Annotated in this window: 8 protein-coding genes; 7 read left to right on the top strand and 1 reads right to left on the bottom strand. The window is 59.1% G+C overall.

Annotation, left to right across the window (positions count from 1 at the left end):
• The 6 genes from bcsD to PGH32_RS19700 all read left to right on the top strand — a co-directional run bounded on the left by bcsD (position 1) and on the right by PGH32_RS19700 (position 8148).
• On the top strand, positions 1 to 465 hold the full coding sequence (gene bcsD / locus PGH32_RS19725) for a cellulose biosynthesis protein BcsD (RefSeq protein ID WP_314423977.1): 465 nt from the start codon (positions 1 to 3) through the stop codon (positions 463 to 465).
• 8 nt (positions 466 to 473) lie between these two features.
• Positions 474 to 1481 (top strand): glycosyl hydrolase family 8, encoded by a 1008-nt coding sequence (locus PGH32_RS19720; RefSeq protein ID WP_314423975.1) that lies wholly within the window; start codon positions 474 to 476, stop codon positions 1479 to 1481.
• A gap of 175 nt (positions 1482 to 1656) precedes the next feature.
• Positions 1657 to 3660 (top strand): biofilm formation regulator HmsP, encoded by a 2004-nt coding sequence (gene hmsP, locus PGH32_RS19715; protein WP_314423972.1) that lies wholly within the window; start codon positions 1657 to 1659, stop codon positions 3658 to 3660.
• Between the two features lie 169 nt (positions 3661 to 3829).
• Positions 3830 to 5116, top strand: a complete 1287-nt coding sequence (locus PGH32_RS19710) for a dicarboxylate/amino acid:cation symporter (RefSeq protein WP_314423969.1) — start codon at positions 3830 to 3832, stop codon at positions 5114 to 5116.
• A 256-nt stretch (positions 5117 to 5372) separates the two neighbouring features.
• A complete protein-coding gene (locus PGH32_RS19705; RefSeq protein ID WP_314423967.1) occupies positions 5373 to 6863 on the top strand; it encodes a M16 family metallopeptidase in 1491 nt (496 codons plus the stop codon).
• The gene (locus PGH32_RS19700; RefSeq protein WP_337894902.1) at positions 6847 to 8148 is read left to right on the top strand and encodes an alginate lyase family protein; all 1302 of its coding nucleotides are present in this window, start codon (positions 6847 to 6849) and stop codon (positions 8146 to 8148) included. The genes PGH32_RS19705 and PGH32_RS19700 overlap by 17 nt, the downstream gene beginning before the upstream one ends.
• A gap of 125 nt (positions 8149 to 8273) precedes the next feature.
• On the opposite strand, the gene PGH32_RS19695 is transcribed toward PGH32_RS19700, so the two are convergent.
• Positions 8274 to 9206: a sugar kinase gene (locus PGH32_RS19695; RefSeq protein ID WP_337894901.1), complete on the bottom strand. Its 933-nt coding sequence runs from the start codon at positions 9204 to 9206 to the stop codon at positions 8274 to 8276.
• A gap of 195 nt (positions 9207 to 9401) precedes the next feature.
• Between PGH32_RS19695 and PGH32_RS19690 the strand changes: the two genes are divergently transcribed.
• A complete protein-coding gene (locus tag PGH32_RS19690) occupies positions 9402 to 11459 on the top strand; it encodes an AsmA family protein (RefSeq protein ID WP_337894900.1) in 2058 nt (685 codons plus the stop codon).
• Positions 11460 to 11570: the final 111 nt, after the last annotated feature.

Raw genomic sequence — 11570 nt, 5'->3', positions numbered from 1 at the left:
ATGAGCCAGTTACAGGATCGTACCCTGCAATATTATCGTCAGCAGCAGTGTCAGCCAGGCTGGTTTGACCTGCTGAGCGTGATGATCGGCGGCATGATGGGCAACGCCGGCGAGCGTGAAAGCCAGGCTTTCCTGCAGCAGATGGGCGACAGCCTCGCAGGCCGTTACCCGCTGGGCAAAGCGGCGACCGTTGGCGATTTAGAAAAGCAGATCAACCAGGTTCTGGCGCGCTTTAACTGGGGTTTTATCGACATTCAGCCCTCCGACAGCGCAATGATTATTGACCATCTGGCGCTGCCGGCAGCGGATGGCGCACTCCCGCTACACCAGTGGCATCTTGCCCTGAGTGCCGTTTTGACCGGACTGTACGCCCGCTGGCTGCGCGAGCAGGGTGGTTACGATCGCGTTTCGCTCAGCGCGGAAGCGACCGGCGATGCGTCACTCCGCTTCCGCTATAAGGTTTGAGTGAAACGATGATTGCGATGTTGAGGGCGACCGTACTCATGCTGGCACTGGCGCTGGGATGCACCCAGGCCGTGGCCGCTGACGGCTGGGGCAGTTTTAAAACGCGCTTTATGACCAGCGATGGCCGCATTCAGGACACCGGTAACAAAAACGTCAGCCACACGGAAGGGCAGGGCTACGCCATGCTGATGGCGGTGCAATACAACGACCGCACCGGTTTTGACAAGCTGTGGAACTGGACGCAAAACACGCTGAAAAATCCGAATAACGGCCTGTTCTACTGGCGTTATATCCCGACCCAGGCCGATCCGGTGGCGGATAAAAACAACGCCTCCGATGGCGATGTGCTGATCGCCTGGGCGCTGCAGCAGGCAGGGGAAAAATGGCACGTGCAGGCCTACCTGAAGGCGTCAGATGCCATCCAGCGGGCCATTCTGGCGCAGAACGTGGTGCCGTTTGGCGGCTACACGGTGATGCTGCCGGGTGCCCAGGGATTTAATAAAAACAGCTACGTTATCCTGAATCCTTCCTATTTCGTCTTCCCCGCCTGGCGTGATTTTGCCCGGCGCAGCCATCTGCAGGTGTGGAATCAGCTGATTAGTGACGGGATGGAACTGCTGGCGCAAATGCACTTTGGCGATACGAACCTGCCGCTGGACTGGGTGGCGCTCAACGCCGACGGCACCTTTGCCCCGGCGGCGGCCTGGCCGCCGCGCTTCAGCTATGATGCGATCCGCATCCCGCTATATCTGCACTGGTACGACGCTCAGAACCCTCAGCTGGTCCCGTTCCAGCGCTTCTGGGGCGGCTTCCAGCGTCTGCAAACCCCGGCATGGATCGATGTGTTGAGCGGCGAGAAAGCCCCGTACAATATGGCCGGTGGCCTGCTGTCGGTGCGCGATCTGACGCTGAATGAAACCGGTTATCTCAACGATGCGCTGGGCAGCAACGAAGATTACTACTCCTCCAGCCTGCATCTGCTGACCTGGCTGGCGTTTCTGCAACAGCAACAGTAGCGGGTTATTTCAGGCCTTCCCTGTCCGTGCGGGGAAGGCGAAAACGATCGGAAAACGCTTAAACCGATAGTCGCGAAGCGTGATAGCTTAACAAGCGGTTGCCATAGGATATACTCAGGGCAGTTTTTTGCCTTATGCGCCACGAATCCGGGGATTCAGGCTTTGGAGAACAGGCTTGCGCGTCAGTCGTTCACTAACGATTAAGCAAATGGCGACGGTGTCGGGCGTTGCGGTCGTCACCATCTGCATCTTTATCGTTATACAGCTTTTCCACTTTGTGCAGCAGCGCAGAATCGACTACGCCCAGCAGATGGAGAACGTTGCCCATACGGTGCGCCAGCCGCTGTCCCAGGCGGTGCTCAAGGCGGATATCCCGCAGGCCGAATTCATCCTTAACTCCCTGCGCCCGGCCGGCATTCTGGCGCGTGCCGAAGTGGTGCTGCCCAACGGCCTGCAGGCGCTGCATACCGATTTTGAGCCGGAAAAACCGGTGCCGCAGTTTATCGCCACCCTCTTTGAGCTGCCGGTGCAGATTACCGTGCCGCTTTACTCCGTTGAACCCGCAAACCCTAAGCCGCTGGCGCTGCTGATCCTGCAGGCCGACTCCTGGCGGGTCTATCAGTTTATCCTCAGCGCCGTGTCCACCATGGTCACGACCTTCCTGCTGCTGGCCCTGATCCTCTCGGTTGCCATCAGCTGGTGCATCAACCGCCTGATCGTTCGCCCGGTGCGTAAAATCGCCCAGGATTTGCAGGATCTCACGCCGCAGGAGCTGCTGAACCATCAGCTGGTGCTGCCGCGCTACCACCGCAATGATGAAATTGGCCTGCTGATCCGCAATTACAACCGCAACCAGCTGACCCTGGGCGCGATGAACGAGGATATCAGCCGCCTGAGCACACATTATTCGCTGACCGATCTGCCGAATAAAACCCTGTTTCTGGCGCTGCTGGAGCAGCATTTACGCACGGTAAAAGGCGGCAGCGTCTTCACGGTGCTGGTGGTGCGTATTGAGACGTTACTCGATGCCAACGGCATCGTCAGCGACGGCGAACGTGATGCCCTGACGTTAACGCTGGTAGACAAAATTCGCAGCTGCATCGATGAACATACGGTGCTGGCCCAGCAGTCCAACTGCGACTTCGCCCTGCTGGTCAAACAGGCCGATAACCCGTTCCGCGCCCTGCGGCTGGCGAACACCCTCCTGCAGACGCTTAATCAGCCGGTCAGCCTGCAGCATATGCAGCTGAGGCCCAATGTCAGCATCGGTATGGCGCAGCGTGCAGAAGGCCATCAGAGCGCCGCTGAACTGCTGGGGCGTGCCGTTTCCGCGATGATGTCCGCTCGCCATCAGGGTAAAAATCAGATCCTGTTCTTCGACTCGGAGCTGGCAGAAAAAGCCGAGAAGCGGCTCACCCAGGAGTTCGACATTCTGCAGGGTATTGAAGAGGGTAAATTTGCCCTCTGGCTTCAGCCGCAGATCGATATGCGCAGCGGTGAGGTCATCGGAGCCGAAGCCCTGCTGCGCATGCAGCAGCCGGACGGAAGCTGGTGCCTGCCGAGCGACCTGATTGTTAATGCGGAAGAGATTGGCGTCATTAACGCCCTCGGCCGCTGGGTCTTCGAAGAGTCCTGCCGCCTGCTGGCAGACTGGCAGCAGCGGGGGATTACACTGACGCTGAGCGTCAATCTGTCACCGATTCAGCTGCGCGATGCCGATATGGTCACCCATCTGCGTGAACATATCGATCGGCATAACATTACGCCCGGCAGTCTGGTGCTGGAAATCACCGAAACGGCCCAGGTGGGCGAGTCCGATCGGGCGCTGCAGCTTCTGCAGGCGCTGCACGAGGCGGGGATCTCCGTGGCGCTGGACGACTTTGGGATGGGCTATGCCAATCTGAACTGGCTTAACCAGTTTAAATCCCTGCCGATCAGCAAGATAAAAATCGACCGCAGCTTCGTCTCTGCGCTGCCGGACGATGACACCATGGTGAGGATCGTGGCGTCAATCGCCGCAATCAGCAAGCTGGAGGTGGTGGCGGAAGGGATAGAAACCGAGGCGCAGCGCGACTGGTTACTGGCGCGGGATATCTATGTCGGCCAGGGTTACCTCTATTCGGAGCCGTTACCGCGAGGTCAGTTTGACCGCTATTATTCTTCCTCGAAAACGCGATAAATCAACGTCAGAAAGGGGGGTTTACCTGCGGTTATAGGAATTTCCTGCTGAAGTGATTCAGTTCATAAATTTGCGTTATGGCTGACCCCGTATTCCCTCTGGTTATATCAATCCCATGACCCGGGTGTTATTTTCGCGCTATCGAACACCCGCCGTTAACGGATATTTTATGAAACTTTCCCTGTTTAAGAGCCTGTATTTTCAGGTGCTGACCGCCATCGCCATCGGCGTACTGCTGGGCCATTTCTATCCCGAACTGGGCGCGCAGATGAAACCGCTGGGCGATGGCTTCGTGAAGCTGATTAAGATGATTATTGCTCCGGTAATTTTCTGTACCGTCGTGACCGGTATTGCCGGTATGGAGAGCATGAAGGCCGTCGGACGGACCGGTGCGGTGGCGCTGCTCTACTTCGAAGTGGTCAGCACGATTGCCCTGATTATCGGCCTGATTGTGGTCAACGTACTGCAGCCCGGAGCGGGCATGAACGTTGACCCCGCGACGCTGGATGCGAAGGCCGTGGCCATTTATGCCCAGCAGGCCGAACAGCAGGGGATTGTTGCCTTCCTGCTGGATGTGATCCCCGGTAGCGTTATCGGTGCATTTGCCAGCGGGAATATTCTGCAGGTACTGCTGTTCGCCGTCATGTTTGGTTTTGCCCTGCATCGCCTCGGAGATAAAGGCACGCTGATCTTCAACTTTATTGACAGCTTCTCCCGGGTGATTTTCGGCATCATCAATATGATTATGCGCCTGGCGCCGATTGGTGCATTTGGCGCAATGGCCTTCACCATCGGTAAATATGGCGTGGGATCACTGGTACAGCTCGGCCAGCTGATCGTCTGTTTCTATATCACCTGCGTTCTGTTTGTGGTTATCGTGCTGGGCTTAATTGCCCGCGTGGTCGGCTTCAATATCTTTAAGTTTATTGCCTATATCAAAGAAGAACTGCTGATCGTACTGGGGACCTCCTCTTCGGAATCGGCGCTTCCGCGCATGCTGGATAAAATGGAGAAGCTCGGCTGTAAGAAATCCGTGGTCGGGCTGGTGATCCCCACCGGCTACTCGTTCAATCTGGACGGCACGTCGATCTATCTGACGATGGCGGCGGTCTTTATCGCCCAGGCCACCAACAGCCACATGGATATCTTCCACCAGATTACCCTGCTGGTGGTGCTGCTGCTTTCATCTAAAGGGGCAGCGGGTGTGACCGGCAGCGGCTTTATCGTGCTGGCGGCAACGCTCTCGGCCGTGGGGCATCTGCCGGTTGCCGGGCTGGCGCTGATCCTCGGCATTGACCGCTTTATGTCAGAAGCCCGCGCATTAACCAACCTGGTGGGCAACGGCGTGGCTACCGTAGTGGTGGCGAAGTGGGTCGGCCAGCTGGATGAAAATCAGCTGAAATCGACGCTTAATGCCGGCAAGAGTCAAAAAAAGCTCTCTGATAGCGCGCATTAAGACCTTAATTCATTAAAATTTCACAGAAATGCCCGTCGCGACTTGCCCTCGCGGCGGGCATTTGCATAATAACATCCAACACTTTTTTATGATTTTTTACTCCGCTGTGTGACATCCTCGCCGATGCGTGGTCTAACAAGCTGTTCCTTTAAAATACAGCGGCTTCCCAGGGGTTTTTGACCGGCTGAAATGCCGCGGGCAGCAGGTAACAGATCACCAGTGATTCTTTTTGGTTTGTGATTGAGTAGGGGTTCACATGCAGGGCACCAGAATTCGTCTTTTGATTGGTGGGGTAGTACTGGCAGCGGCCAGCTGCACGGTACAGGCTGAAACCCTCCAACCCGATCCTGCCTGGCAGCAGGGAAAACTGGATAACGGTTTCAGCTGGCAGCTGTTAACGACGCCCCAGCGACCGAGCGATCGCATTGAGATTCGCCTGCTGGTGAATACCGGATCGCTGGTTGAAAGCGCCCAGCAAATTGGCTACAGCCATCTTTTACCGCGTCTGGCGTTGGTCCATAACGCCGCGCTTGAGCCTGCACAGCAGCGCTCCCTCTGGCAGCAAAGCATCGACCCGCAGCACCCGTTGCCTCCGGCGATTACCTCTTATAACTACACGGTTTATAACCTCAGCCTGCCCAACAACCGCCCGGAAATGGTCAAAGAAGCCCTGACCTGGCTGGCGGCAACCGTGGATAAAATGACGATTAACACCGAGGTGGTCAACACGGCGCTTAATGCCGACGACCCCATCGGTACCTGGCCCGGTAACACCCAGGATGTCTGGTGGCGCTACCGGCTGAAAGGCTCCACGCTGCTGGGCCATGACCCGGCCTCCGCGGTGAAAGTACCGGTCGATCTGGCCCAGCTTAACGCGTTCTATAAACAGTGGTATACGCCGGATGCGATGACGCTGTTCGTCGTCGGTAACGTCGACAGCCGCAGCCTGTCCGAGCAGATCAACAAAGTGTTCTCGCCGCTGGAAGGCAAACGCGAACAGCCTGCACCAATGCCGACGCTTTCGCCTCTGCCGCCGCAGCCGGTGAACCTCGTGAACCCGGCGCTTGGACAGGACCGCCTGTCGCTGGTCTGGGACAATCCCTGGATGCCGATCCGCGAATCACAAAATCTCCAGCGCTACTGGCAGGGTGACCTGGCGCGTGAAGCCCTGTTCTGGCACGTACAGCGCGTGCTGAGCGATAATAAGGCCCAGGGCGTGCAGGTCGGTTTTGACTGTCGCGTGCTGTATCAGCGCGCCCAGTGCGCCATCAATATCGATTCGGACAACGCTGCGCTCAGTGCCAACCTGGACCTGATCGCCAAAGAAATGGCTAACGTCCGCGACAACGGCCTGACGCAGCAGGAATTTGACACGCTGATGGCGCAGAAAAATACCGAGCTGAACAAGCTGTTTGCCACCTATGCCCGCACCGATACCGACGTGCTGATGAGCCAGCGTCTGCGCTCACAGCAGAATGCGGTGGTGGATATCGCACCGGAACAGTATCAGAAACTGCGCCAGGCCTTCCTCTCCGGCCTGACGCTGGACATGCTGAACCAGGAGCTGCGCCAGCAGCTGACCCAGGATATCACCATGATGCTGATGCAGCCGCAGGGTGAGCCGGAAATTAACGCCGGACAGCTGCAGGCAAGCTGGCAGAAAATTATGAAGCCGGTTGAAGCCGCGCCTCAGGCTCCCGCCACGCCGGCCGATCCGGCGGTAGCGACGGATGCACCGGCACAGTAAACGCAGGGCGGCCTTTCAGGGCCGCCCTTCTTCTTTCAGCAGGATGATCCCCTTCCTGCTGCTGATCCTCGTTGCCTTCTCTCCCGCACTTTACGCGCAGGATTATGCTTTCCTCAACGCCAGCGACCTGGCACTAAACCGCCAGCGCCTGTCGCAGCCGCAGACGCCCGAACTCACGCTTGCCGCCTGGCAGTCGCTGCATCGTGCGGCGGATAAGGCACTGAAGCAGCCGCTGCTCAGCGTTACCGATAAGGGGATGACGCCGCCCGGCGGGTCAAAACATGACTACCTCAGCCTCAGCGCCTACTGGTGGCCGGACAGCCGTCAACCGGACGGCTTGCCGTGGGTGAAGCGCGATGGTCACGTGAATCCGGCGAGTAAAAATGAGCAAAGCGACGGCGTGCGCCTGGCCACGTTTACCGCCAGCGTGCAGACGTTGACCCTCGCCTGGTATTTCTCCGGCGATCGGCGCTATGCGGATAAAGCCATTGCGCTGATCCGCCACTGGTTTATCAACCCGGCAACGCGCATGAATCCCAACCTGAAATATGCCCAGGGCGTACCGGGTATAGCCGACAGGCGACACACCGGCGTGCTGGACGGCCGCTACTTTGCCACCCGTCTTGTCGATTCGCTGATCGCTCTGCGCCAGGCGCCGGGATGGCGGGCGGAGGATGAACAGCAGATGCAGCGATGGATGAAGGACTATCTGGCGTGGCTGCTGACCAGTCCTGAAGGCCGGGGTGAGGCCGCCGCGAAGAATAACCACGGCAGCTGGTACAGCGCGCAGGTGGCGGGCATTGCCTGGTACGTTGAGCGCCCCGACGTTATCCGCGAGATGATTCATCAGGCGCAGCGGCGGATGGCGGGTCAGCTGACCGCCGATGGTCGCCAGCCGCTGGAGCTGGCGCGCACCCGATCGTTTCACTACAGCTGGTTTAACCTGCAGGCGCTGACCGCGCTGGCGACGGTTGCCGGTCACAGCGGAGCAGGAGATTTATGGCACTACCGGACGCCGCAGGGAGCCGGGCTGTTAACCGCGCTGGATTTTATGGCCCCCTGGAGCGACGGCGCAAAACGCTGGCCCTGGCCCAGCCTCGACCATGTTGGCGTCAGGCTCATTCCGCTGATGGTCCAGGCGGACAACCAGCTGAAGAGCCAGCGCTACCGGCAGAGCATCGAACAGGTTGACTGGGCGCTGCCTGAAGCCAGAGCCGCACGCGGCGCAACGCTTGATGCGCTCCGGGCCAGCTGGCTGTTGCAGGTGCCTGCCTACGGCCGCTGACGCGTGGCTGCTTCGATTTCAATCGCTACCGGCATCTGACGGTTCAGGTGATAACCTCATCGTTTACGGCCTGTGCATTCACTTAACGGCGGATTGCTGCCGGTTTGGTTTATTACCCTGCGTTCCTAGTCTGGCATCGCTTCACGCGGAATAATCGCACCGCGATGCTGGATCACCGTGCTGGCGGTCAGATGCCCGCGCTTTGCCGCTTCTTCCGCGCTGCCGCCGGTCAGGCGCACCGCCAGGTAGCCGGCGCTGAATGAGTCCCCGGCGGCGGTGGTGTCGACCACGCTGTCGGCTGACAGCCGCACCGCCGGTATCTCCAGCAGCGGCTCCGCGCCGGTATCCACCAGGCAGGCATCGGCGCCGCGCTTAATCACAATCTCCTGCACCCCCGCCGCCCGCGTGCGGCCGATTACCGCCGCACAGTCGGCCTCACCCCACAGCAGCGTTTCGTCATCCAGCGTCAGGAAGGCGATATCGGTATGGGCCAGCATTGCCTGATAGGCGGACTGCGCCTCTTCACGGCTCGACCACAGGCGCGGGCGATAGTTGTTATCAAAGATAATTTTCCCGCCGTTGGCGCGGCAGGCGGCCAGCAGGGCATACAGCTTTTCGCGGCTCTGCGGGCTGAGGATCGCCAGGCTGATGCCGCTCAGATACAGATAGTCGTAGTGTGCCAGCTGCTGGCAGATCGCCTCAGCCTGCTCGCCATCCAGCCAGAAGCGGGCGGCGGCATCGTTGCGCCAGTACCAGAAGGTGCGCTCGCCTCTGGCATCGGTTTCAATCACGTACAGCCCCGGCAGCTTGTTCTCCAGCCGCTGGATCAGATCGGTGTGCAGCCCTTCACTCTGCCAGGCGCTAATCATTTCGTTGCTGAAGCTGTCATGACCTAATGCGGTAACGTAATCCACGCGCAGCGCCTGCGGCTGTACCTGGCGGGCGACATAAACCGCCGTGTTCAGCGTATCGCCACCGAAACCCCGGCTCATATCGCTGCCGCGCTGGGAAAGTTCGATCATGCATTCGCCTATTACGGCAATTTTCTGTTGCGTCATTTTTCTCTGCCCGTGGGAAATTTTTTCACCAGTCTCGCCGCCCGGCGGTGCTCAGTCAATATTTAAAACGATGTTTTATTTTTATCGTGATGTCAGTTTACTTATTGCGTAAGCGGATGCCGTCGCCTTTACGGATGCCAGATCCTCCCCCCTGGACTATCTTTACATAAGCGTAAAAAGGGTAAGGAGAAGCGAATGTCGCGTACCGGGAAAATAATCAGCTGGACCATCGGTGTGTTGGTGCTGCTGCTGGTGGCTCTGGTGGTGCTGATTGCCACGTTCGACTGGAACCGTGTTAAGCCAACGATCAACCGCAAGGTTTCGCAGGAAATTAACCGTCCGTTTGCCATTCGGGGCGATCTGGGCGTCGCCTGGGAGCGTAACCGCAGCGAGCCGGGGTGGCGCAGCTGGGTGCCGTGGCCGCACATTCATGCTCAGGACATTATGCTGGGCAACCCGCCGGAAATTCCCGATCTGACCATGGCGCACCTTGAACGGGTAGACGCATCGATTTCTCCGCTGGCGCTGCTGGGCAAAGAGGTGTGGCTGCCGTGGATTAAGCTGCAGCAGCCGCAGGCGAAGCTGGTACAGACCGCTGACGGTAAGAACAACTGGACCTTTAACCTGGCCGGTAGCGAAAACAAAGGCCCGAACCAGCCGCCTTCCGCCTGGTCATTCCGTCTGGATAACATCGTCTTTGACCAGGGAACCATCGGCTATCGCGACGCGATCAACAAAGCCGATGTGAAGGTCACGGTCGACCCGCTGGGTAAACCGGTCCCCTATGCCCAGCTCGCCGGAGGCGATGACAAACAGAAGGGCGCCGCTGACTTTGTCTTTGGCTGGCAGGCCAGCGGCACCTACAACAAAGAGAAGCTGACCGGCGAAGGTAAAATCGGCGGTATGCTCTCCCTGCGCAGTCAGACCACGCCGTTCCCGGTGCAGGCCGACGTGCGCAGCGGAACCACGCGGGTGCGTCTGGCGGGGACCATCCAGAATCCGATGGATCCCGGCGGTGTTGACCTGCGGCTGCGCTTTTCCGGCGACACGCTGGCTAACCTCTACGGCCTGACCGGCGTGCTGCTGCCGGATACCCCGCCGTATGAAACCGACGGGCATCTCAGCGCCCGCTTCCGTGAGGCCGGAGGCGCGGTGTTCCGCTATCAGAACTTTAACGGGCATATCGGCGACAGTGATATCCGTGGAACCCTGACCTACAGCCAGACGAAACCCCGGCCAAAACTGGAGGGCGAGCTGGAATCCCGCCAGCTGCGGATGGCCGATCTGGGTCCGTTAATCGGCGTGAACTCCGGTAAAGGCAGCGAGAAAACCGAGCAGGCGAAGAAGAAGCGCGGAGACGCCTCCACGCAGCCGGCCGATCGCGTTCTGCCGCACGATAAGTTCGACAGTAAAAGCTGGAGCGTGATGGATGCGGACGTGCGCTTCAGCGGCAAACGCATTGAACACGGCAGTTCGCTGCCGCTGAGCGACCTTTCCACCCATCTGAAGCTGAAAAACGGCGACCTGCGCCTCGACCCGCTGCGCTTCGGCATGGCGGGCGGCACGATAAATTCGACGATCCATCTGGAAGGGGATAAAACGCCGCTGCAGGGCCGCGCCGATGTGCATGCGCGGGGTCTTAAACTGCGTCAGCTGTTCCCGGACGTCCAGGCGATGCAGAGTGCGCTGGGGCAGCTGAACGGCGATGCCACGCTCAGCGGACGCGGAAACTCGGTGGCGGATCTGCTGGCCACCAGCAACGGCGAGCTGAAGCTGCTGATGAACGACGGCCTGATCAGCCGTAGCCTGATGGAAATCGTCGGGCTGAACGTCGGCAACTACGTGGTGGGCAAGCTGTTCGGCGACGATGAGGTGAAAATCAACTGTGCGGCGGCGAACCTGCAGGTGAAAAACGGGCTGGCTTCGTCGCGGCTGTTTGTCTTCGATACTGAAAATGCGGTGATCAATATTACCGGCACCACCAACTTCGCCAACGAACGCCTGGACCTGTCGATCGACCCGGAAAGTAAAGGTATTCGCATCATCACGCTGCGCTCACCGCTGTACGTGCGCGGCACCTTTAAAAATCCGGATGCCGGGGTCAAAGCCGGACCGTTGATTGCCCGAGGCGCGGCGGCCGTGGCGCTGGGTGCCGTTGTGGCCCCGGCTGCGGCGCTGCTGGCGCTGATTTCACCCAGCGACAATGACCAGAATCAGTGTACGAAGGTTCTGGGACAGATGAAGGGGAAATAGCGTATCAGGTCAGGGAGGTGACGCGTTCGGATCGCATGGGGCGCGCCCGGCAGTGAACATCAGCAAAAAAATCGCCGCCACGGTCATGTGGCGGCGAAGAGGGTAAGTTCG

This window comes from Erwinia sp. SLM-02 (assembly GCF_037450285.1).
Lineage (GTDB): Bacteria > Pseudomonadota > Gammaproteobacteria > Enterobacterales > Enterobacteriaceae > Erwinia.
The sequence above is the reverse complement of the archived record's forward strand: the minus strand, read 5'-3'. Positions and strand labels throughout refer to the sequence as shown.